The 22186-nt window shown below is 46.2% G+C and carries 20 protein-coding genes and 2 pseudogenes; 14 read left to right on the plus strand and 8 right to left on the minus strand.

From position 1 onward, the window contains the following. The first annotated feature begins 110 nt into the window (after window positions 1-110). The 4 genes from J4N45_RS09255 to J4N45_RS09270 all read left to right on the plus strand — a co-directional run bounded on the left by J4N45_RS09255 (window position 111) and on the right by J4N45_RS09270 (window position 3546). Window positions 111-581 (plus strand): hypothetical protein, encoded by a 471-nt coding sequence (locus tag J4N45_RS09255; RefSeq protein ID WP_252011066.1) that lies wholly within the window; start codon window positions 111-113, stop codon window positions 579-581. A gap of 14 nt (window positions 582-595) precedes the next feature. Further along, window positions 596-1522, plus strand: coding sequence for a tripartite tricarboxylate transporter substrate binding protein (locus J4N45_RS09260; protein WP_234495850.1), 927 nt, complete (start codon window positions 596-598; stop codon window positions 1520-1522). 74 nt (window positions 1523-1596) lie between these two features. Next, window positions 1597-2043, plus strand: a complete 447-nt coding sequence (locus tag J4N45_RS09265; protein WP_252011068.1) for a tripartite tricarboxylate transporter TctB family protein — start codon at window positions 1597-1599, stop codon at window positions 2041-2043. Between the two features lie 9 nt (window positions 2044-2052). Continuing rightward, a complete protein-coding gene (locus J4N45_RS09270; protein WP_252011070.1) occupies window positions 2053-3546 on the plus strand; it encodes a tripartite tricarboxylate transporter permease in 1494 nt (497 codons plus the stop codon). 76 nt (window positions 3547-3622) lie between these two features. Here J4N45_RS09270 and J4N45_RS09275 read toward each other — a convergent pair whose 3' ends face one another. Continuing rightward, window positions 3623-4849 (minus strand): DUF819 family protein, encoded by a 1227-nt coding sequence (locus J4N45_RS09275; protein WP_252011072.1) that lies wholly within the window; start codon window positions 4847-4849, stop codon window positions 3623-3625. A gap of 561 nt (window positions 4850-5410) precedes the next feature. On the opposite strand from J4N45_RS09275, the gene J4N45_RS09280 reads away from it, so the two are divergent. The 7 genes from J4N45_RS09280 to J4N45_RS09310 all read left to right on the plus strand — a co-directional run bounded on the left by J4N45_RS09280 (window position 5411) and on the right by J4N45_RS09310 (window position 13778). Next, window positions 5411-5599 (plus strand): hypothetical protein, encoded by a 189-nt coding sequence (locus J4N45_RS09280; protein ID WP_252011073.1) that lies wholly within the window; start codon window positions 5411-5413, stop codon window positions 5597-5599. Window positions 5600-5789: 190 nt separating this feature from the next. After that, window positions 5790-6527: a GntR family transcriptional regulator gene (locus J4N45_RS09285; RefSeq protein WP_252011075.1), complete on the plus strand. Its 738-nt coding sequence runs from the start codon at window positions 5790-5792 to the stop codon at window positions 6525-6527. Window positions 6528-6994: 467 nt separating this feature from the next. Further along, a complete protein-coding gene (gene xdhA / locus J4N45_RS09290; protein WP_252014682.1) occupies window positions 6995-8383 on the plus strand; it encodes a xanthine dehydrogenase small subunit in 1389 nt (462 codons plus the stop codon). Beyond that, entirely contained in the window at window positions 8376-10766 is a 2391-nt protein-coding gene (gene xdhB, locus J4N45_RS09295; protein WP_252011077.1) for a xanthine dehydrogenase molybdopterin binding subunit, read from the plus strand. The genes xdhA and xdhB overlap by 8 nt, the downstream gene beginning before the upstream one ends. Window positions 10767-10778: 12 nt before the next feature. Further along, complete coding sequence (xdhC, locus tag J4N45_RS09300) at window positions 10779-11606, plus strand: xanthine dehydrogenase accessory protein XdhC (protein WP_252011079.1); 828 nt, start codon at window positions 10779-10781, stop codon at window positions 11604-11606. 64 nt (window positions 11607-11670) lie between these two features. Continuing rightward, window positions 11671-13005 carry a guanine deaminase gene (guaD, locus tag J4N45_RS09305; protein ID WP_252011081.1) on the plus strand — a complete coding sequence of 445 codons (1335 nt, stop codon included), beginning with the start codon at window positions 11671-11673 and terminating at the stop codon, window positions 13003-13005. A gap of 410 nt (window positions 13006-13415) precedes the next feature. Beyond that, window positions 13416-13778, plus strand: a complete 363-nt coding sequence (locus J4N45_RS09310; RefSeq protein ID WP_252011084.1) for a YgiW/YdeI family stress tolerance OB fold protein — start codon at window positions 13416-13418, stop codon at window positions 13776-13778. 13 nt (window positions 13779-13791) lie between these two features. Here the strand turns inward: J4N45_RS09310 and J4N45_RS09315 are convergent, their stop codons facing one another. After that, window positions 13792-14262 carry a DMT family transporter gene (locus J4N45_RS09315; protein ID WP_252011086.1) on the minus strand — a complete coding sequence of 157 codons (471 nt, stop codon included), beginning with the start codon at window positions 14260-14262 and terminating at the stop codon, window positions 13792-13794. Window positions 14263-14363: 101 nt separating this feature from the next. Between J4N45_RS09315 and J4N45_RS09320 the strand changes: the two genes are divergently transcribed. Continuing rightward, window positions 14364-15296 (plus strand): 2-dehydropantoate 2-reductase, encoded by a 933-nt coding sequence (locus J4N45_RS09320; protein WP_252011088.1) that lies wholly within the window; start codon window positions 14364-14366, stop codon window positions 15294-15296. A 76-nt stretch (window positions 15297-15372) separates the two neighbouring features. Here J4N45_RS09320 and J4N45_RS27345 read toward each other — a convergent pair. The 6 genes and pseudogenes from J4N45_RS27345 to puuE all read right to left on the minus strand — a co-directional run. Beyond that, window positions 15373-15627, minus strand: a pseudogene (locus tag J4N45_RS27345) (urate hydroxylase PuuD); the annotation flags it as partial. 78 nt (window positions 15628-15705) lie between these two features. Further along, window positions 15706-16641: pseudogene (locus J4N45_RS09325) on the minus strand (urate hydroxylase PuuD); the annotation flags it as partial. A 21-nt stretch (window positions 16642-16662) separates the two neighbouring features. Continuing rightward, window positions 16663-17232 (minus strand): ureidoglycolate lyase, encoded by a 570-nt coding sequence (locus tag J4N45_RS09330; RefSeq protein WP_252011091.1) that lies wholly within the window; start codon window positions 17230-17232, stop codon window positions 16663-16665. Between the two features lie 20 nt (window positions 17233-17252). Next, window positions 17253-18239 carry an allantoicase gene (gene alc / locus J4N45_RS09335; RefSeq protein WP_252011093.1) on the minus strand — a complete coding sequence of 329 codons (987 nt, stop codon included), beginning with the start codon at window positions 18237-18239 and terminating at the stop codon, window positions 17253-17255. 67 nt (window positions 18240-18306) lie between these two features. After that, the gene (gene uraD / locus J4N45_RS09340) at window positions 18307-18822 is read right to left on the minus strand and encodes a 2-oxo-4-hydroxy-4-carboxy-5-ureidoimidazoline decarboxylase (protein ID WP_252011095.1); all 516 of its coding nucleotides are present in this window, start codon (window positions 18820-18822) and stop codon (window positions 18307-18309) included. A gap of 20 nt (window positions 18823-18842) precedes the next feature. Next, window positions 18843-19763 (minus strand): allantoinase PuuE, encoded by a 921-nt coding sequence (gene puuE, locus J4N45_RS09345; RefSeq protein WP_252011097.1) that lies wholly within the window; start codon window positions 19761-19763, stop codon window positions 18843-18845. A 356-nt stretch (window positions 19764-20119) separates the two neighbouring features. On the opposite strand from puuE, the gene uraH reads away from it, so the two are divergent. Both uraH and J4N45_RS09355 read left to right on the plus strand, forming a co-directional pair. Continuing rightward, window positions 20120-20473, plus strand: coding sequence for a hydroxyisourate hydrolase (gene uraH / locus J4N45_RS09350; protein WP_252011099.1), 354 nt, complete (start codon window positions 20120-20122; stop codon window positions 20471-20473). 230 nt (window positions 20474-20703) lie between these two features. Then, window positions 20704-22047: an NCS2 family permease gene (locus J4N45_RS09355; protein WP_042472615.1), complete on the plus strand. Its 1344-nt coding sequence runs from the start codon at window positions 20704-20706 to the stop codon at window positions 22045-22047. Window positions 22048-22186 lie beyond the last annotated feature (139 nt).

A 22186-nucleotide genomic window follows, 5' to 3' on the forward strand; every position in this document is an offset into this window, starting at 1 on the left:
AGTGGCAAATAAAATCTATCCAACGTGACCTCTCTATCATTTTGTTCGACGACAAGTGGCGAGCAATTATTGTCTTACAATATAGTAAATTCATTGCCATTGGAGGTGCTATGAAAAGCAATAAAGAGATCGCATTAGATGCTATCGAATTAGTGAAACCCGCAATTGAAAAATTGTTTGAGCGTACGAATCGCAAAGAGCTACACATCGTCGTTATGGACCCATCCATCAAGCCTTGGGAAGGCAGCTTTGAAGAGTCTATTTTGATCGAGTCTTCATTAGGAAATCCATCTCAATGGACGATTGAATTCGATAAGTTGGCAAGAAAGAAAGCTCAGCAGGCATGGAGGAACAACACTCCAAATATTCATCAGCAGTCTGTTCACCCTTCCTCACTGCGTGAAGGCGACGTCTTATTTTATGGCTCCTTTGTTTATGGCGATATCGTCGTCGCATGTAGTGGCGTTGAACAATGGTACGACATGCTAATTAGCAGTTGGATCGCGTTAGCAATAGAGCAACTCACTATTAGTGAATATCAATCAATAAAAAGCACTACCCCTACACAACAATTTAGATAATTAAGGTCAAAACTATGAGCAACTTACTTAAAAAACTATTTGTTACCGCTGGTATTCTCCTCTCGACGTCGGTAATCGCTGCCGACTACCCAGCTAAGAATATTCGCCTTGTTGTTCCATTTGGTGCAGGTGGTGGTACCGATGCAGTCGGTCGTACACTAGCAAACTCAGCGAAAGACGTTCTTGGGCAGAACATTGCGGTAATGAACCGTACAGGTGGTGCTGGTGCGGTTGGCATGAGCTTTGGTGCTCAGCAGCGTGCAGATGGCTATACACTAACGGTAGTCACTCGCGAGATTGCCTCTCTTCCACAAATGGGATTGATGCAGCATACGGCTGATGATTTCAAACTAATCCGAATGGTTAACCTTGACCCAGCGGTTGTGCTCGTTTCAGCAGACAGCCCATATAACACCATTAATGACCTGATCGCAGAGGCGAAGAAAGAAGATGGCGCGGTTAAGTTTGCATCAACAGCAGCGCCTAATTTCTATCTGATGGCGTTAGAAAAAGACCAAGGCATTAAGCTCAATGCCATTCCTTACAACGGCGCTTCTGAAGCGATCCCTGCGGTTCTTGGTAAACATACTGATGTGACTATGGTTACGCCGGGAGAAGCCATTGCTCAACTACGCTCAGGTCAACTAAAAGCGCTAGGTGTTATGTCTGAAGAGCGCATTGCTTACATTCCTGACGTTCCAACGCTTAAAGAGCAAGGTGTAGACGTGCAAACAGGTACATGGCGTGGTATTGGCGCTCCTAAAAACACGCCAGATGAGGTTATCGAAACACTTGGCAAAGCATTCGACCAAGCAATGGCATCGCCTGAGTTTATCGAGTTCATGGAAAAAGGTGCCATGACAATTCATAACCTAAATGCCGAAGAGTTTACCTCGTTCGTCGAGCAAGACACGAAAGCACTGGGTCAACTTATTAACTAATTCAATTATCTAGTATGTATTACCTGCGGGGGCGTTTCTCTCCCCCGCATCTCTCACGCAGTTGAGGTGAGTTTATGAAAAGTCGTCATGTTATTTTCCCTTCGCTTATGATCATCTTTGGCGCTCTAAGCCTTTATTTCATAAGCCAGTTTGCAGAGCCTCGCTTTCAAGATGCGAGTGTAGATGCCAAATTTTTTCCTAGCGTTGTCGCCATCGCCATTATTCTTCTATCCGGTTTATTGATCATCCAACATGTCATGCAAAAGAAGTTCACTAAAGAAGAGCTGCCAATTTTCACTAAATTATCGGTGTTTGGTCTCGCATTTTTGGGTGGCTACGCTTTATTAATCAATGTAGTGGGATATCTCATTGCGTCATTTATCGCATTCACCATCTATCTCGTCATATTCAAAGTCAAAAAGCCGCTCTACTATGCCGTCGCGTGGGCATTCGTCTATGGAATTTACTATCTGTTTGGTGAGGTGTTTATCATCGCTTTACCAGAAGGTTTACTATATTAAGGAACCGCTATGTTTGAACATTTAGTTAATGGCCTAGCGGTCGCATTTAGTTTCTCCGTTCTTCCTGTTCTTGTGTTTGGTGTCCTTGGGGGCATAATCCTTGGTGCCCTACCCGGCTTAACAGCCACCATGGGTGTGGCCATCTTGCTACCTTTTACCTTTGGAATGGAGCCAACGGCTGCACTCGTAATGCTCATCGGTGTTTATATCGGCGGAATATACGGCGGCTCTATTGCAGCTATTTTGCTAAAAACTCCAGGTACGCCAGCATCTGCAGCAACCGTTCTAGATGGGCATACTCTCGCTGCTAAGGGGCAAGCTGCGCGTGCGTTAAGTATCTCTGCTGTGGCTTCATTTACTGGTGGCTTAATCAGTACCATAGTTCTCATCGGTATCTCACCGCTCTTAGCAGACTTTGCTCTAAGATTTAACGCTCCTGAATATTTTGCATTGGCTGTGTTCGGCCTAACCATCATTGCTAGCGTCTCAGCTCAAAATATTCTCAAGGGCCTGCTCGCGGGTGCGATTGGACTTCTTATTTCAACGGTCGGTTTAGACCCTATTAGTAGCGTCCCTAGGTTTACCTTTGGCGTAATGGATCTATACAGCGGTATCAACGTCATTCCTGTATTGATTGGTTTATTTGCTCTGTCCGAAGCGCTCAATCAAATCGAAAAAATTACGTCAGAAAAGAAAATGGCGAAGCCGAAGTTCGATCGAAGCCTAATGAGCAAGCAAGATCTCAAAGAGATGATGCCAACGGCAGTCAAAAGCGGCTTATTAGGAACTTCTATTGGTTCAGTGCCCGGTGCTGGCGCGGATATTTCAGCGTTTGTTTGCTACAACGAAGCGAAGCGCTCGTCGAAGAATCCAGAAGATTTCGGTAAAGGGTCTGTACGCGGGCTTGCTGCCGCAGAAGCTGGCAATAACGGTGTGACAGGCGGTTCACTTGTCCCTCTGCTTACTCTTGGCGTTCCGGGAGACGCGGTGGCCGCGGTCTTGCTTGGCGCTCTGATTGTTCAAGGATTAACGCCTGGTCCTCTGCTGTTCGCGCAAAGCCCAGAAGTCGTTTATGGCGTGTTCAGTTCAATGTTAGTGGCTAATCTGGTCATGCTCATCGTCGGGTTGATCGGTATTCGCTTCTTCTGTCGCATCATTGAGGTGCCGAAGATACTCATGATTCCAATCATCATCTTCTTGTCCGTCGTTGGTGCTTATGCCATTAACAACTCAATGTTTGATGTAGGCATTGCGATTGGCTTTGGTTTCCTTGGTTTCGTTCTGGGCAAGCTAGAGATACCTTCGTCACCAATTCTACTCGCGATAATCTTGGGGCCGATGGCAGAGACCAACCTTAGAAAAGCGTTGCTGATGTACGATAACAGCTGGTCATTTTTGTATGAAAGACCGATCGCTCTCGCGTTCATCGTATTAGCTGTTTTCTCTGTGTACTCAACTTTGCGCATGAAAAAACGGCAAAAGCTTCAACAAGCAACAGAATAACTGAAGCAGATGTTCAAAGCGTAAAAAAGGCATGGTGTAAAAACCATGCCTTTCTTTTGAGTGTATTCAGCTAGTTTTAGAAGCCAACAACACTTTGCATCAATATGCCGCAAATATACGCGCCATAAGTACCCAATGCATAGCCGAGAACCGCCATCAAAATACCAACGGGTGCCAGTGATGGGTGGAATGCTGCCGCTACAACTGGAGCCGATGCTGCGCCACCCACGTTTGCTTGGCTACCTACCGCCATAAAGAATAGTGGCGCTCTAATAAGCTTCGCGACACCAATCATCAGCAGTGCATGAATCGTTAACCATGTAATACCGATAAAGAAGTAACCTGGGTTATCTAGAATCGCAGTCACATCCATTTGCATACCAATCGTCGCAACTAGGATATAGATGAATGCCGAACCGATTTTTGATGCGCCAGCGTGCTCTAGGGTGCGCGCAGGTTTAAACATTGAAGCGATAAGAGCGAATGTCGTAACTAATACGATTAGCCAGAAGAATCCTGAAGTCAGGCTGTACTTTTCAAGCTCAGGTGCGTTGGTTGCAATCCATGGTGCAATTAAATCTGCGCCAAAGTGTGCCAAGCCTGTCAAACCAAAAGCAATCGCGACGACTTTCATCATATCTGTTGTCGTGATCGGGCGAGAGTTTTCCTCTTCGTATTTCGCCACCGTCTCTTTAAGTTCGTCGATAGACGTTGTATCGGCTTTGAGCCAAGCATCCATTTTCTTTTGACGACCCGCCATGATAAGTAGCACGGCCATCCAAATGTTGGCGCAGATAACATCAACAGTGATCATTGCGGAGAACAGCTGGTCACCAACACCAAATACTTCCTTCATCGCCGCTTGGTTTGCACCACCACCGATCCAAGAACCCGCTACCGTGGTTAGCCCTCGCCATACGTCACCAGAGACAAGGTCAGGATTGACGAAATTTAGAATAATAATCGCCGCTGGGCCGCCAATGATAATACCAAGGGTACCTGTTAAAAACATGATGACGGCTTTAGAGCCTAGACCGAAGATCTTCTTCAGATCAGCAGATACGATAAGTAGTACTAACGCACCTGGAAGCAGATAACGACTTGCAACGAAATACAAGTTAGAGGCTGAGCCATCAATCAAACCAGTCGTATTGAGTAGCGACGGCAGAAAGTAACACAGCAAAAGACCAGGAACGACGGAATAGAATTTTTTCCAGAATGGGTTTTTACTGCTTTCTGTGATAAACACAGCGCCGAGGATTGCGGCTAGCAAACCCATGATGACAGCATCATTAGTGATCATGTCGATAAATCTCCTTAACTGATGTCTTCTTGAAACAATTAGACACATTTTGTTAGTTGGCCGAGACTATACCCACAACCCTCGCCTGTCACAAATTTTAACAATCTTTACGCACAGCGCATGAATAATTAAACATTCATCATCATTAGCAATACTAGAACCATAACGATAAACCATGAAAAACAATGTTCAAAAAACAAGCTAATCTCTATGTTTTTGTTAATTTACATCAAGTTAGCACGTAGACTTGTGATTTTAACATCTTGCTAACCCTAGAAATCTTTACCTCCCTTTCAATAACCAAACAAATGCAACCAAGCGCACCGCTTATGTTAAAGCGCGCAAATTTTGTACCCCAAGACAATCACAATTGTTTGATCTAAATCACATACTTAAGTCAAGATTGGTAACTTCTACGTCAATTTGCACCAAGTATTCCCTCATCAACTCATCAACAATTGACTAAAAAACAGAAAATCTAACGATTGCACATCAATACTGGATCTTTATACAGTTACTACATATACTGTTTGTACATACAGTAATTCATGAGGTGTAGTTATGTTGCAAGAAAGACTAGAACGCATCAACGAGCTGCGTAAAAAAGCGATGGCCAATCCTGAATTCATGAAATCTGCGCAAGCTCATGCTGAAGCGCTACAGAGTCAACAACACACTGCGCAGTCAAAACGCAGTAAAAAGCCGAAAACACTCTCTGATATCTACAAAGACTATGACTTCGGGATCTAACTCGAACTTACTTCTCATCGATCGAAGGAGGAAATGTTCCTCCTTCTCACCAACGCAAGTCGACTCTTAACCTTTATTGTTCTTATTATTGCAAGTTGTTTCACAAAATCTGGTCGTAGTGGCTATTTGTATACAAAGTGAAGTATTATTGTCTTAACAAGGAATGAAAACTGTAGAGTGCTGTATCCAAATGGGAAACCTGAAAAACTCAGTAAACAAAGGCGTGAAGACCAAAGTCGCAGGACAGACCCAAGACGACGTGGTTTATTGCCATATTTTCGACGCTATTCTCGAACAAAGACTGCCACCCGCGACAAAACTTAGCGAAGAAGCATTAGCTGAGATCTTTGGCGTGAGCAGAACCATAATACGTCGTGCGCTACTGAGACTATCCATTGAAAAAGTCATCGATATCAAACCCAACCGAGGCGCGACCGTTTCAGCCCCATCTGTTGAAGAGGCGAAGCAAATATTCAAAGCGCGAGAAATACTTGAAATCGCTATCATAGAGCTTGCAGTGGAACATGCGACGAAACTGCAAATTGCCGAGTGCCGCAAGCTAGTAGAACAAGAAAACCAAGCCTTCGCCCAAGATGACTACGGTAAGGGGCTACGGCTCTCTGGTGAGTTTCATATCAAACTTGCCGAGATGGCAGATAATGCTCCCCTCTTGGCCTTCCAAAGAAGCATCGTATCTCAATCATCTCTTCTCATCGCAATGTATGAGACGGGCAATCACTCCAACTGCTCCCAAGATGAACATAGCGAGTTACTAGACGCCATAGAAGCGGGTAATAGAGAGAAAGCACTCGCATTGATGAGCGAGCACCTTGACCATATTCGCTCTAAGCTCAACCTCGATGACAGTATGGCCTCCAACGACTTGCATGTCGTGTTCTCAGATGTTTTGAAGAACAAAGCGAGTTAACTTAAAACCTCTCTAAAACTAAGTTGTATGCCCAAAGAAAGCTCGTCATCCTCACGCAAGTGAGGATCTCCTGACCCGAGTGACTCATCTCAAACACATGCATACCTTGCCAAATCGATTTGTCAACGCGCTGCAAAAGATCCCCTTTTACAAGGGGATGACGACATAGATGCCAAAAACCCCTACTTTTTCAACGATGATTTTTTGTATCGCACACAGCGGTATTCTCCACCATACAACACTTTCCAAACCAACAACCTAGCCACAACTCCCAATTTGACCTTGATCTCAACCCATTAGAAATGTTGCCAACTTGTAAATTAATAGTTGACCTTATGGTCAATTTAGCCAATTATTGACCCGAAGGTCAGAAAAAATAATTTCATGAATACACTGTACAAGGAGGTCTCTTGATTACTTTTTTACTCAATCAAGAAATCAGACAGGAAGTAAATGTCTCCCCAAACATGACGGTGCTGAACTATCTGCGCACTCATGTTAAAAAAACAGGCACCAAGGAAGGATGTGGTTCTGGTGATTGCGGTGCATGTACCGTAGTGCTTGGTGAGCTCGTCGATGGCAAGCTCGAGTATCGCAGCGTTAACTCCTGCCTCACTTTTATTTCTGCTCTTCACGGCAAGCAACTTATCACGGTAGAAGATCTGCAAGCCCGCGATAAGTCACTTCACCCAGTTCAACAAGCCATTGTCGAGTTTCATGGCTCTCAGTGCGGCTACTGTACGCCTGGATTTATCATGTCAATGTTCGCACTGACTAAGAACAAGCCGAATGCTAACAAAGCCGATGTGATGGAGTCTCTGGCTGGCAACCTTTGCCGCTGCACGGGTTACCGACCCATCGTCGATTCTGCGTTGTCACTGTGTTCGGAAGAACAAATCGTTGACCAATTTTCAGAGCTTGAGCGAGCAACCATCGCTAAGCTTGAAAAAATCCAAAATGAAGAAGCAAGTCTTCGTCTTGGACACCTTACCGCATTTTCTCCAAAGAACACTGAAGAGCTTGCCAAACTATACAAAGCTCATCCACAGGCCAAACTGGTTGCCGGTGGTACAGATTTGGCGCTCGAAGTTACTCAATTCCATCGCGAGATTGAAACCCTTATCAGCGTGAATCTCGTCGAAGAGATGAAAGTCTGCCAAGAGACCGAAGACAGCTTAGAGATCGGGGCAAACCTTCCAATCAGCGATGCCTATACACTGCTAAACAAGCACTACCCCGATTTTGGTGAACTGTTGCACCGCTTCGCCTCTTTGCAAGTTAGAAATCAAGGCACCATAGGTGGCAATATTGCTAACGCTTCGCCTATCGGAGACACCCCACCGCTGCTCATCGCTCTTGACGCAAAAATCCAACTACGCTGCGGTGATGAAACACGCGTCATGCCTATTGAAGACTACTTCATCAGCTACAAAGTCACCGCGCAGCAGCCTAGCGAGTTCATTGAAAAAATCTTTATACCTAAACCATCATCAAGCACATTCCGCGCTTACAAGCTCTCTAAACGTTTAGATGACGATATTTCAGCAGTTTGTGGTGCTTTCAGCATTGAGGTGGAAGATAACCATGTAGTGAGTGCTCGTATTGCCTTTGGCGGCATGGCAGCAACACCGAAACGAGCAATCTCTTGTGAGAAGACGCTAGTCGGACAGCCTTGGAATGAAGAGACTATTAGTAACGCAATGGAAGCACTGAGTAACGACTTTGAGCCCCTATCAGATTTTCGCGCTAGCCAAACTTACCGAAGCCTCACCGCCGCCAATATGCTCAAACGCTATTACATTGAAACCAATAACACCAACAACCTGATTGAAACGAGGGTAACATCTTATGTCTAATGTGAATCACCAGCAGCTGACTCACGAAGAGATGGTTGCTATCGTCAAACAAGATCTTAAAACAGGTGTTGGTAAGAGTGTTAAGCACGATAGCGCACCAAAACAAGTGACGGGCGAGGCTGTCTACATCGATGACAGACTTGAGTTCCCAAACCAGCTTCATGTCTACGCACTACTGAGCACACAAGCACACGCAAAAATCACTAAGATAGATGTCTCTCCTTGTTATGACTTCGCCGGCGTTGCTATTGCGATTACCTCCAAAGACGTGCCAGGACAGCTTGATATTGGCGCTATCCTTCCAGGTGATCCTCTGCTTGCCGATGGCATCGTCGAGTACTACGGTCAACCCGTCATCGCGGTTGCGGCGAGCGATCTTGAAACAGCAAGAAAAGCAGCGCACGCAGCCATCGTTGAATACGAGTCGCTACCTGCCATTCTGGATGTCAAAGAAGCACTAGCGAAAAAACATTTCGTGACGGAAAGCCACCAGCAAAAGCGCGGTGACTCAGCCAAAGCGCTTGCCAACGCCAAACACGTCATCGAGGGTGAAATCGAAATTGGCGGTCAAGAACACTTCTATCTCGAAACACAAGTTAGCAGCGTGATGCCAACCGAAGACGGCGGCATGATTGTTTATACCTCTACACAAAACCCAACAGAAGTGCAAAAACTGGTCTCTGAGGTACTTGGAGTTGCAATGCACAAGGTAGTTATCGACATGCGCCGCATGGGCGGTGGTTTTGGTGGTAAAGAGACACAAGCGGCTGCGCCTGCTTGTATGGCAGCGGTCATCGCTCATTTGACAGGTCGACCAACCAAGATGCGCCTGCTTCGCAATGAAGATATGACCATGACGGGTAAACGTCACCCATTCTACAACCAATATAAGATTGGCTTTGATGATAACGGTGTGATTCAAGGTGCCGATATTGTTGTCGCGGGTAACTGTGGCTACTCGCCAGATCTGTCGAGCTCGATTGTCGACCGTGCCATGTTCCACTCTGACAATGCTTACTACTTAGGTGATGCGACTGTTACCGGACACCGCTGCAAAACCAATACCGCTTCGAACACCGCTTACCGTGGTTTTGGTGGTCCTCAGGGGATGATGACCATTGAACACATCATGGATGAAATCGCCCGCTACCTAAATAAAGACCCGTTAGAAGTTCGCAAAGCCAACTACTACGGCGAAGAGGGTCGAAACGTTACCCACTACTATCAAACAGTGGAAGATAACTTCCTTCCTGAAATCACTGAGCAGTTAGAACAAAGCAGTGATTACCACGCAAGGCGTAAAGAGATTGCTGAGTTCAACAAAAACAATCCGATTTTGAAAAAGGGTTTGTCTATCACACCCGTCAAATTTGGTATCTCGTTTACCGCCACGTTCCTAAACCAAGCAGGCGCACTTATTCATATCTATACCGACGGCAGTATCCACTTAAACCACGGTGGTACCGAGATGGGTCAAGGTCTGAATATCAAAGTGGCGCAAATCGTTGCAGAGGAGTTTCAAGTAGATGTTGACCGTATCCAAATCACCGCTACCAACACCGACAAGGTGCCGAACACCTCGCCCACGGCGGCCTCATCGGGCGCCGATCTCAACGGTAAAGCTGCACAAAACGCCGCAATAACCATCAAACAGCGTCTAATTGAGTTTGCTTCTTCTCACTTTAAAGTCACCCCTGAAGAAGTGTTGTTTAAAAATGGCATGGTCCAAATACGTGAGCAGATCATGACGTTTGCCGACTTTGCGCAGTTGGCGTGGATGAACCAAATCTCGCTATCGAGCACAGGTTTTTATCGCACGCCTAAAATCTACTACGACCATGAAAAAGCACGTGGCCGCCCGTTCTATTACTATGCTTATGGCGCGTCGTGTTCCGAAGTCATCATCGATACTCTCACTGGTGAGTACAAAATCTTGCGCGTGGATATCTTGCATGATGTGGGCGCGTCGCTTAACCCGGCTATCGACATTGGTCAGGTGGAAGGTGGCTTTGTTCAAGGTGTGGGTTGGTTGACAACCGAAGAGCTCGTCTGGAATGAGCAAGGACGTTTGATGACGAATGGCCCTGCAAGCTACAAGATCCCAGCCATTGCAGACATGCCGATCGATTTTAGAACACATCTTCTTGAAAACCGAAGTAACCCCGAAGACACCGTGTTCAACTCCAAAGCTGTGGGTGAGCCACCTTTCATGCTCGGCATGTCCGTTTGGAGTGCGCTAAAAGACGCCATCTCTTATGTCGCCGTTGATGGTGCGATTCCCAAACTGGATACCCCTGCAACACCAGAACGTGTGTTAATGGCGGTACAAGCCGTGACACAAGATCAGAGTGTTAACACGGCATCCTTCACGGAAACCAATTAACAGGAGGTCACTATGTTTAAGGATAACTGGATTCATGAGCTTGCTAAGCTCGAAGAACAGCATGAACCTTGCGTCATGGTGACCGTACTTGAAGATCGCGGCTCCGTGCCGCGAGATGCAGGTACAAAAATGCTGGTAACACGGGATAACATCATCGCGACCATTGGAGGCGGTCACTTAGAGCATGTAGCCTCTAAAATGGCACGAGAAATGCTGCTTTCTGGAGAGCAAAGTCTCAAAGTAGAAAGGTTTAATTTGGGTGCTCGATTAGGTCAATGTTGCGGTGGTATGGCAACACTTAGCTTTGAGCCCATTGGCACTGCACAAAAGCACTTGATACTTTTTGGTGCAGGTCATGTGGCAAAAGCACTGGTTCATATTGTTGCTACCCTGCCCTTTAGGGTAACGTGGATTGATGAACGTGAGGCAGAGTTTCCAGAAACCTTGCCGCAAGGTGTCAATAAGCTTGTGAGTGACGACCCAGTTGGTGAAATCGCTCAAATGCCACCAAACAGTTACTACCTCGTGATGACTCACAATCATCAACTCGATTTCGATCTGGCAAAAGCGATTATCAAGCGCGGTGACAGCACCTACTTTGGGATGATTGGATCTCTGACCAAGCGTAAGAAGTTTGACTTCCGTTTGGCACAACGTGGCTTTAATCAAGATGAAATCAACACCATGACCTGCCCGATAGGTATCGGAGCGGTCACTGGCAAGCACCCGGCAGAGATTGCTGTCTCGGTTGCGGGTGAGCTGATTTCGCATTACCAAGGCAACCCGATAGAGCAAAAGCGCCCCGCGAACACGCGCCAAGAGCTCGACCAAGCAGGCTAAAAGGCCGCTAAAGGATTAAAATAATAATACTGACTGAAGAATTCGGGCAGAGAAAGGAAGTGTCATGACAACACAACGCAAGGCCTACCGTGCCAGCATTTTACATAGCATTGCTGACCCCAAAGATGTGGGTCTAGAGAACTCATATCAATTTTTTGAAGACGGCATGATCGTGGTGGAAAACGGTCACATCGTCGACATCGGCAGCGCAACCGATATATTGGCTAGACACACCAAGCCAATGAAAATCAAAACCTATAAAGACAAGCTCATCACCTCCGGCTTTATCGATACTCATATCCACTACCCTCAGACAGGTATGATTGCCTCTTATGGGGAGCAGCTTCTTGATTGGCTGGAAAACTATACCTTCCCAGAAGAGCGACGCTTTCAAAACCCTATCTATGCACTCAAAGTGGCGAAGCTGTTCTTGGATGAACTTGCCAGCAACGGCACAACGACCGCGTTAGTGTTTGGTACAGTGCACAAAGAATCGGTGGATGTCTTCTTTGGAGAAGCTGAACGTCGAAACCTGCGAATGATTTGCGGTAAGGTGTTAATGGACCGCAACGCTCCAGACTACCTTACTGATACACCAGAATCTGGCTACCAAGCATCAAAAGAGCTCATCGAGAAGTGGCACCATCGCGGACGTCTGCATTACGCTGTCACACCGCGGTTTGCTCCTACTAGCACACCTGAGCAACTCGCTATGGTTGGAAAGCTGCTTGAGGAATACCCTGACGTCTATATGCACACTCACCTTTCAGAAAACAAAAAAGAGATCGAGTGGGTGCTGGATCTATTTCCAGAGCGAAAAAGCTATTTAGATGTTTACGACCACTACGGCTTGCTTCACAAGCGCTCGGTATTCGCCCATGGTATTCATCTTTCAGATTGCGAATGTCAACGTCTCGCCGACACGGAGTCCGCTATTGCATTCTGTCCGACCTCAAACCTATTCCTAGGTTCTGGCTTATTTAAGCTCAACAAGATGGAAGATAAAGGCATACGCGTTGGCATGGGTACGGACGTGGGAGCAGGCACCAGCTTCTCCATACTACAGACCATGAGTGAGGCGTATAAGATCATGCAGCTACAGCAAGAAAAGCTGCACCCAATCAAATCACTGTTTCTTGCCACACTGGGCGGTGCGAAGGCTCTGCACTTAGAAGATAAAATCGGCAACTTAGAAATAGGCAAAGAAGCTGACTTTGTGGTTTTGGATCTGCACGCGACGCAACTGATGCGCTTTAGGATGAATCAAGCAACAACGCTTGAAGAAAAGCTGTTCGTGTTGATGAGCCTCGGTGATGACCGAACGGTTTGTGAAACTTATATCTATGGTGACTTAGCGTATGACGCGAAAGGTGAACGTGATAAGAGAATGGTGAGTTGAAGGTAGTCAACTGCATTACATCAAACAATCATCAACCCACTAGCCGTGCGCGTGCGCAGGCAGAGGTCTTCTCAAAGCGTCCACCTAGCCGCAAGAAGATTCCTGCCTGCGCAGGAATGACGCGAGTTGTAACTTCCTCACATTCCAAATAGTAGTCATCTCTGCGCAGGCGCACTGCCAGTGGAATGACGGGGTTATAGTTTATCCGAACCCAAATTGTCGTCACCCCTGCGCAGGCAGGGGTCTTATACAAGCACACGCCCATCCTCAACTCCTCCCTCAAACAACAAACTTTTTTCACCTTTTTTCAAACATGAACGAATTCTGAATATTCATTTCAAGGTTAGTTAATCTAGACGGATGCATACTGACATCGTCAACTAAACAAAGATGTCTAAATCGAGGTTATTATGAAAAAAGTTATCATCGCTACAGCACTAATCCTAACGTCTGGTTTCGCAGCAGCTAAATCAATGCCTGCTCAAGGCGGTTTTAACGGTCCTACCCTTGGCGCGCAAACGACTGTTGCACAAGCGTTGGAAGCAAAAGACGACACTGCGGTTCAAATCACTGGCAACATTACCCACTCGCTAGGTGATGAAAAGTACCAATTCACCGACGGTCAAAACACCATTGTTATCGAGGTCGAGAACGAAGACTGGCGTGGTGTTGAAGTAACACCAACCGACAAAGTGATCATCTCTGGTAAGGTCGATAAAGACACATTCGAAGACACCAAACTGGACATTAAACGCGTAGCAATCGCAGGCTAATCTGACTTAAGAATCAACTGCCTTTGCTAGGGTGATTAGCGACAAGAACCACGCCGATCACTATCAAGATCGCCCCTCCAATCCGGTGGGGCGATAGTTCGATCTTAGGGTAGCCCAAAAGCCCGTACTGATCGTAAAAAAGAGACGCGATGACCTGCCCACAAACAATCGAGATCGCAAGCGCTAAAGCCCCTAACTTAGGTGCTAGATAGATCGACATTGCAATATTAAAGGCCCCTAAAAAACCACCCAACCACGCCCACCAAGGAAGATTCTTTAAACTTCCTGTAGGAAACCAAGGCTTTCCTTCCAGCACGACTAATGTACCGAGTACTATGGTCCCAATCACAAACGAAATAAACGCTGCCTGAAGTGGAGAACTTAGCCCTGTTCGAAGCTGTGCATTAACGCCTGCCTGTGAAGCTAAAGTAGTGCCGACTATGACACTGAGCAACACCAAAATCACGCCCGTAAAATTCGCCACTGTTTATTTCCTTATTGCTGCACTCATTCAAGCGTAGCACTTCATTCCCAACTATTTTCCTGTACAGTAATACGAGTACATATTAGAAATAGGGACAGGACATGAGCAAAAAGGTATTCGCAGTAATTGGAACAGGCGCGATTGGAGGTTACTACGGTGCAAGACTCCATCATGGAGGTCATGACGTCCACTTCCTATTAAACAGTGACTACCAACATGTTGTTAATAACGGTTTACGTGTCGACTCGCACTATGGCGATTTTTCTATTCCTTCATGTGACCTCAACGCATACAGCACACCGACTGACATGCCAAGAGCAGACGTCGTACTCGTCGCGCTCAAAACTACCCAGAATCATCTACTCGAAAGCCTCATTCAACCATTGCTAAAACCAAACACATTAGTCATGCTGCTCCAAAACGGAATCGGTGCAGAACAAGAGGTAGCAGAGGCGTTCGACCTGCCTTTCGTTGGTGGTGGTTTGTGTTTTATTTGCTCGAACAAGGTGGGCCCTGGACATATTGACCACATTGATTACGGACGCATTACTATTGGCGTATACGGCCAAAGTGGAATCGACGCATTACACGCATTCGCAAATGATTTAACCCAAAGTGGCGTCGAAGTCGATGTAGACCCCAAAATCATCGATGCGCGTTGGAAAAAGTTACTTTGGAATGTGCCATTCAACGGCTTGTCTGCAGTTCTGGATTCAGATACTGCAACAATGATGGATTGCGCTGAGTTAGTAGGTTTATCAAAGGCAATTATGATCGAAGTTCAGCATGCCGCCCAAACTACTAACACAGAGATCCCGATGTCACTCATTGACACCATGCTTAGCAACACCGCTAAAATGAAGCCCTACTTGACCAGTATGCTGCTAGATAGGCGCAATAATCGAGAGCTTGAGATTCAATATATGTACAAAAACGCCATTGATTTAGCCGCTAGTCATGGCGTCACGATGCCAAAAACAACTGCGCTATACGAACAGTTGAGCTTCATCAATAAACAAATTCTGGGTCGATAACGGCTAAGTCGGTACTTTCATTAAACCCAAAAACAAAGCCGCCCTTTCTAGGCGGCTTTGCACTGACAATTTGACCTCATTGAATCTGAGCACCCTGCTCTACCCACTCTCCAATTAGAGTACGCTCTTCATCGGTCATTTGAGTGAGGTTGCCAAGTGGCATCACTTTTGTTGTTACTGTCTGAGCGACAATACGCGGCACATTCACTTTGATCTCTTCTGGCGTATCCAACACGACTCCACCAGGCGCAGTCTGAAATGCAGCGTGTGTTGGCGTTGCGGAATGACACACAGAACATCGCTCTTGAATGACCTGATTAATCTGTGAAAACGGAATCGAACCATCATGACCTTGAGACTGAGCGATATGCTCATTGCCCGTTTGTACTTCTTCAGAACTTGCCTGAGTTTGTGTCACCGGTGCTTTAGCGACTGGCGTCGATGGTCTGTTCGCATACGGAGATGAGACGAAAGCAAGTGTCACCATGCCCAAAGCAGCTGCAGGAATCGTCCAAGCAAATTTTTGGCTACCGTGACGTGTATTGAAATAGTGTCTCACTAAGATGCTGAACACTGATAAGCCCGCTAAGATCGCCCAGTTATATTCATGACCATAGGTACTTGGAAAGTGGTTACTGATCATAATGAACAGCACAGGCAACGTCAGATAGTTGTTGTGCCTTGAGCGCAGCAACCCTTTCGCAGGTAACGCAGGATCAGGCTCTTGATTGTTTTCAATCGCTTTCACTAGGTTACGCTGAGCTGGCATGATAACGAAGAACACATTACCCACCATAATGGTCCCGATAATGGCACCAACATGGATGTAGGCACCGCGGCCACTGAACACCTGAGTCAGCCCATAGGCTGCAGCCACTAAGCCGACAAACAACACGACACCTAAAACTATTGGGGTTTTACCTAGGGCCGAGTTACAAAGCACGTTATAGATAACCCAGCCAGCTACTAGAGACGCCACACCTATCATTATCGCGGTAGTGGAATCGATACCCGAGCCCGGAGCAACCAAATAGATCTCAGCGTTGAGGTAGTACACTACGCCCAAAAGCAGCACACCGGTTATCCAAGTGAAATACGCTTCCCACTTAAACCAATGCAAATTCTCTGGCATCTTAGGTGGCGCAAGCTTGTATTTCTCTAGATGGTAAATCCCACCACCATGAATCGCCCACAAATCGCCGGAAAGACCATCGCGGGGATTTGTGCGATTAAGGTTATTCTCTAACCATACAAAGTAGAATGACGCACCAATCCATGCGATACCTACTATCATGTGAACCCAACGAATAATCAGGTTCAGCCATTCTGTTACGTGTGGATCCATAGCACACTCCTCGTCAGCAGCTTAGCCAGAGACTCGCTGCTTATCCTTATCTTTTTGTATCTCATCTAGGCCAACAGGCAGATCTTCTAGGCATAACTGAATCAGTCCCTCACTAAAGAACACCTCATCACAGTTATTCCCATCGCCAGCTCTATCTACAACTAGAAACTGGTCTTGGTCGGTTAACGCTAAAACTGGATGATGCCAAACGCCCTTGTGATAATTCACACCTTGCTGCCCATTGCTCAAAAATGCTCTGCAGTGCTCCAAAGAAGGGTTGTCTCCTTTGGGAGCAACGACGATAAGATACGGTTTCCCGAGTAATGGTATAAACGCTTGTGAGCCAAGTGGGTGCCTTTCTAACATTTTGATAGTCAGCGGATATTGCAAAGGCGTCGCCTGAAAGATACTCATGATGGCTCTGCCACCCTGCTCTTCCACGTCAGCCTCTGCTAGCTTGTGATAACGACGCGTTGATCCGTTATTGATCATAAAATAGTCGCTATTTTCCACCTCGATGACATCACCAAACTCAGCAAACGCATGCTTGTTGAGAGGCTCTATTTCAATTCGGCGTATACCAGTACTCATATCAATTCCCTCTACTAAGTTTAGTTCGCCTTGGTGCCAAATAGGCGCAAGCGACTAACACCGCCGTCAGGGAAGATGTTCAATCGTACATGGGTGATCGGTCCAATCTCATTAACCTCTGATACGAACTCATGAATCGAGTGTGCATTGAGTTTTTGAGACGGTAACAACTCTTTCCAGAACAAGCTCTGAGTTGCGACCTGATCATCCGTGCCACCTTTCACATAAGCGGCTTGAATCGAGCAACTGTCAGGGTAGTTACCCTTAAAGTGTGCGGTATCAACAACGACTCGACCTACGTTGCCAGCATGACCTAACGCAACGATAACCCAATCATTACCTGGCGTTCTGCGGCGCGCGGTTTCCCAGCCATCACCCATGTTTTCACCACGACCTGGTCCTAATATGTTGGACTTGTTTCCGTAGTGCTCATCGCTACATGCTAACGCTCTTCCACCATGTTCTACGGCGGCGAGGTCAATTTGCTGCAGCTCGTCGATGGCATCCCAATCAACGCTTGGTGTGCCGTAGACGCGTAAGCGAGCGACGCCACCGTCGGGATAGATGTTAAGTCTTACGTGGGTGTAAACTTTGTCACTGTCGATCTCACTGATGTGGTGCTGATCCCCAGATAGACTCTGAGAGGGTAGAATTTCTTCCCATTCTTCTGAGTTCGTTGGGTCAGCTTCTGGACTATAAATAGCATCAATAGAAGCTGATGGTGGGTAGTTGCCAGTAAAGAAGGACGTATCGATATCAACGCCAGCGATTGTGCCCGCCAAGCCTAGTTTAACGATGCAGTAGTCGTAACCTTCTCCACGCTTTCGACGACTTTCCCAGCCGTCCATCCACTTACCGTTGTCGTCATAGAAGTCATCTTTCCATACCGGGTCTAATCGGCTGAGCAAGCGGCTCTTATCCGCGAAAAAATCATCCGTGGCGTAGAGCGCTTCAGCGCCCAGTTTGTCATCTGCTAGATTAATGTATTGTTCAATTTTCAAGGACATTTCTTGTCATCCAGTTCAATTATTCAATTAATAATAAAATGAGAGAGATAGCTGCCGTTTCCCTGACTTACATATCTCTTAAGCGAAATAACGCTATCTTGTTGATCTCGTTAAGTGCTGTAACAAACTCAGTTTCACTATCATTGCCTAATCGCATCTCGAACGATTCAAGAATTTGGTAACGATTGGCCCCCTTTACTGCCATGATAAAAGGGAAGTTGAAGCGACTTTTGTATTCGTTGTTGTAGGTGGTAAATTTGGCAAACTCTTCCTCAGAACACTGATCTATACCAGCACCAGCTTGTTCAGCTGTCGAGGCTGCAGTGAGTTCGCCATTAATAGCGGCTCGCCCTGCCAAATCAGGGTGAGCATTAATCAAGTCGAGTTGCTTGGTTTCCGTTGCATTTAAAAGTGTCATCGACATTTTCAAATGCAGGCTCTCAATGTGGTCATCATCAGGTTCAATTCCTGAATCAAACACCGATTCAGCGACCCAAGGGCTGTGTTCATAGATATCAGCAAAGCAAGAGACAAACTCGTCTCGAACCATTTCCGTTGGCTTACAGTGTCTAAATTGCGTCATCACTTTGCTCCTTGTGATTGTTATAATTGATTCGGGTCGTATGGATGATGCTCGTGCCAGTGCTTCGCAATATCCACTCTTCGACAAAGCCATACATCGTCATGTTGTTTGACGTAGTCTAAGAAACGTCGAAGAGAAGCGATTCTTCCAGGGCGACCAATCAAACGACAGTGAAGCCCTACTGACATCATCTTAGGTGCGTGTTCGCCCTCTTCGTATAAGGTGTCAAAAGTGTCTTTTAGGTACTGATAGAACTGCTCACCGGAGTTGAAGCCTTGGGCGGTAGCGAATCGCATATCGTTAACGTCTAATGTGTACGGAATCACCAACTGTGGTCGACCTGTTTCAGTGTGCCAATAAGGTAGGTCATCGTCGTAGGCGTCAGAGTCATACAAGAAGCCGCCTTCTTCAGCAACTAAGCGACGAGTGTTAGGACCCGTTCGCCCCGTATACCAGCCAAGAGGTCGCTCACCTGTGATCTCTTTTATGATAGAGATGGCCTTCGCCATGTGGTCACGCTCTTGTGATTCATCCATATACTGATAGTCAATCCAGCGATAGCCATGACTGCATATCTCATGACCTGCTTCCTTCATGGCTTTCGCCACCTCTGGATAACGCTCAACCGCCATCGCAACAGCAAATATCGTTAGAGGAATATCGTATTGCTCAAACAAACGAAGAACACGCCATACACCTGCACGGCTACCATACTCATAGATGGATTCCATGCTGATGTGACGCTCACCTTTGATCGGTGCTGCCGATGGAATTTCTGAGAGAAACGCTTCCGACTCATCGTCTCCGTGCAAAATACAACGCTCTCCCCCTTCTTCGTAATTCAATACAAAAGAGACCGCAACTCGTGCGTTGTTCGGCCATTTAGGGTTTGGAGGGTTGGCTCCATAGCCGACGAGGTTACGTGAATAATCCTTATTCATCCACAGACTCCTTAACCATCTGAATGAACCTGCCACCGCAAGTTCATGACTCATTTCGTTAACTTAATTGTATACAATAATTTATCTTAATGTAAAGATTTTGTTTGTTGAATTATCTTCTAGATTCAATACAAATAAAATCAACAATTTAAAATCAAAACCCTCTAGCCTGGCTACATTTTAGTGCGCATTGCACCATCACAAAGCAGAGAATTAATTCAACATATTTGTAACGTAAAACTTTACTAATCGATTTAATTGTGTACATATTAATATCAATAAAGTTCTTGATACGACCTCGTTGTATACAAGATTGAATCAGCCAATTAAGGAGCGTACTTAGGTACGAGAGCAATATGGGAAGACTGACTACACATGTTTTAGATACGACCAACGGTGTTCCAGGTGCAGAGATTCAAGTAGAGCTATTTAGAGTGGAAGGAAACGACATCCAGTTCATCAAGAAAGTAGTGACCAACTCAGACGGACGTACCGACACCCCCATCCTAGAGGGTGATCAGTTTCTGCCGGGCAAATATCAACTCGTGTTTCATGTCGCCTCCTACTATCAAGCTAAAGGGGTTGAACTCGACGAGGTTCCATTCTTAGACGACGTTGTGATTCGATTTGGGCTTAATGATAAAGACGCTCACTATCACGTCCCTCTGTTGGTATCACCATACAGTTTCTCGACATACCGAGGCAGTTAGCTCGGTGTTCACCATCTCTTAGAAGTTGTCGCACGCAGCTTTAAATGAGCCGCGCGTTATCGCGCATCACCAACAAATTGAAATGAACCACCTCATGTGAGGAATGGCTCTTAACTCGTTCTTTAGAGGACGCGTCGAGTCATGGGGACTGCTGTTTTCAATTTAAGGATAAGCAATAGAAATTTTACCCACTCAACGAAACAGGGTAATGCGAAAAGGACTTACTCAAAATGAATGAAACCAAAGCAGAAGTGCTCAATGAAGCATCCCAAAACAGCCTCTTAGAGCGCTTTTTTAAGATAAAACAACATGGTTCTAGCGTTAAAAATGAATTAATAGGTGGCGTCACTACCTTCGCTACTATGGCGTATATCATCTTTGTTAACCCGAGCATCATGGCTGCTTCCGGAATGGATCAAGGCGCCGTCTTTGTTGCGACATGTATCGGTGCAGCCATCGGCTGTTTACTCATGGGACTGTTCGCGAACTGGCCAGTAGGCTTAGCACCTGGTATGGGGCTTAATGCTTTTTTCTCTTTTACTGTTGTCAGTGAGATGGGCTATAGCTGGGAAGTTGCACTCGGGGCAGTGTTTATTTCAGGTGTACTCTTCGTGGGTATGAGCTTCTATAAGATACGACAGTGGATCATTGAGAGTATTCCTGAAAGCTTACGCTACTCTATGACGGCAGGTGTCGGTCTCTTCTTGGGTCTTATCGGCCTAAAAACCGCAGGTATTGTTGTTGAAAACCCAGCAACCTTGGTCTCTCTGGGTGACTTCACGAAACCCGATGCGCTGCTAGCAGCTATTGCCTTCTTGATCATCGCTGTGCTCAGTGAGCGTCGCGTGTTCGGAGCGGTATTAATCGGCATTCTGAGCGTCACTATTGTTGGCATGATGTTGGGTCTTGTTCAATACAATGGCTTCTTCTCTGCGCCACCAAGTATTGCTCCAACCTTCATGGCGATGGACATTTCAGGTGCTCTTAACGTTTCTATGGTCAGTGTGATTCTTGCTTTCCTTTTTGTGAACATGTTTGACACAGCAGGTACTCTGATGGGTGTCGCTGAGCGAGCTCACCTAATCAACAAAGAAACAGGCAAAATTGAAGGATTGAGTAAGGCACTTAAAGCCGACAGTATTTCTAGTGTTGCTGGCGCATGTGTGGGTTGTCCACCAGTGACCAGTTATGTAGAAAGCGCGGCGGGTGTAGCAGCAGGTGCTAGAACCGGACTATCCGCGATTGTCGTTGCTGCCTTATTCCTAGCGGCAATCTTCCTTTCTCCATTGGCCGGTATGATCCCATCTTACGCTACCGCTGGCGCTCTTATCTATGTCGCGTTCGTCATGATGAGCAGTATGCAGCACGTCGATTGGAAAGACTTTACCAATGGTGCTCCAGCAGCCATTACGGCGCTAATGATGCCGCTTACTTTCTCTATCGCTAATGGTATCGCCCTTGGTTTTATCACTTACACCGTTCTTAAAGTTGCAACAGGTAAAACCAAAGACGTATCTATTTCAATGTACCTTCTAAGCGCCATTTTCGTCGCCAAACTGGTATTCATTGGCTAAACCAATCTCAAGCGGTAATCGTGCTTAACGGTTAGCGCTTGTTTTCATCCCTGTCGTTTAGGTCAGCGCAAAAGACGAGCAGGATAACTATCACTACGCAGTTTGTAGAAGTCACCATCTCACCACCAAGGAAGAGTCG

This window comes from Vibrio sp. SCSIO 43140 (genome assembly GCF_023716585.1).
GTDB classification, from domain to species: Bacteria; Pseudomonadota; Gammaproteobacteria; order Enterobacterales; family Vibrionaceae; genus Vibrio; species Vibrio maritimus_B.

Bases quoted from the DNA above. Each gene is read 5' to 3' on its own strand.
- J4N45_RS09330 (WP_252011091.1), bottom strand. From the start codon at position 17,232: ATGAGTACTGGTATACGCCGAATTGAAATAGAGCCTCTCAACAAGCAT.
- J4N45_RS09310 (WP_252011084.1), top strand. From the start codon at position 13,416: ATGAAAAAAGTTATCATCGCTACAGCACTAATCCTAACGTCTGGTTTC.
- J4N45_RS09270 (WP_252011070.1), top strand. From the start codon at position 2,053: ATGTTTGAACATTTAGTTAATGGCCTAGCGGTCGCATTTAGTTTCTCC.
- J4N45_RS09320 (WP_252011088.1), top strand. From the start codon at position 14,364: ATGAGCAAAAAGGTATTCGCAGTAATTGGAACAGGCGCGATTGGAGGT.
- uraD (WP_252011095.1), bottom strand. From the start codon at position 18,822: ATGACGCAATTTAGACACTGTAAGCCAACGGAAATGGTTCGAGACGAG.
- J4N45_RS09275 (WP_252011072.1), bottom strand. From the start codon at position 4,849: ATGATCACTAATGATGCTGTCATCATGGGTTTGCTAGCCGCAATCCTC.
- xdhA (WP_252014682.1), top strand. From the start codon at position 6,995: ATGACGGTGCTGAACTATCTGCGCACTCATGTTAAAAAAACAGGCACC.
- alc (WP_252011093.1), bottom strand. From the start codon at position 18,239: ATGTCCTTGAAAATTGAACAATACATTAATCTAGCAGATGACAAACTG.
- uraH (WP_252011099.1), top strand. From the start codon at position 20,120: ATGGGAAGACTGACTACACATGTTTTAGATACGACCAACGGTGTTCCA.
- J4N45_RS09280 (WP_252011073.1), top strand. From the start codon at position 5,411: ATGTTGCAAGAAAGACTAGAACGCATCAACGAGCTGCGTAAAAAAGCG.
- xdhB (WP_252011077.1), top strand. From the start codon at position 8,376: ATGTCTAATGTGAATCACCAGCAGCTGACTCACGAAGAGATGGTTGCT.
- puuE (WP_252011097.1), bottom strand. From the start codon at position 19,763: ATGAATAAGGATTATTCACGTAACCTCGTCGGCTATGGAGCCAACCCT.
- J4N45_RS09355 (WP_042472615.1), top strand. From the start codon at position 20,704: ATGAATGAAACCAAAGCAGAAGTGCTCAATGAAGCATCCCAAAACAGC.
- xdhC (WP_252011079.1), top strand. From the start codon at position 10,779: ATGTTTAAGGATAACTGGATTCATGAGCTTGCTAAGCTCGAAGAACAG.
- J4N45_RS09255 (WP_252011066.1), top strand. From the start codon at position 111: ATGAAAAGCAATAAAGAGATCGCATTAGATGCTATCGAATTAGTGAAA.
- J4N45_RS09260 (WP_234495850.1), top strand. From the start codon at position 596: ATGAGCAACTTACTTAAAAAACTATTTGTTACCGCTGGTATTCTCCTC.
- guaD (WP_252011081.1), top strand. From the start codon at position 11,671: ATGACAACACAACGCAAGGCCTACCGTGCCAGCATTTTACATAGCATT.
- J4N45_RS09265 (WP_252011068.1), top strand. From the start codon at position 1,597: ATGAAAAGTCGTCATGTTATTTTCCCTTCGCTTATGATCATCTTTGGC.
- J4N45_RS09285 (WP_252011075.1), top strand. From the start codon at position 5,790: ATGGGAAACCTGAAAAACTCAGTAAACAAAGGCGTGAAGACCAAAGTC.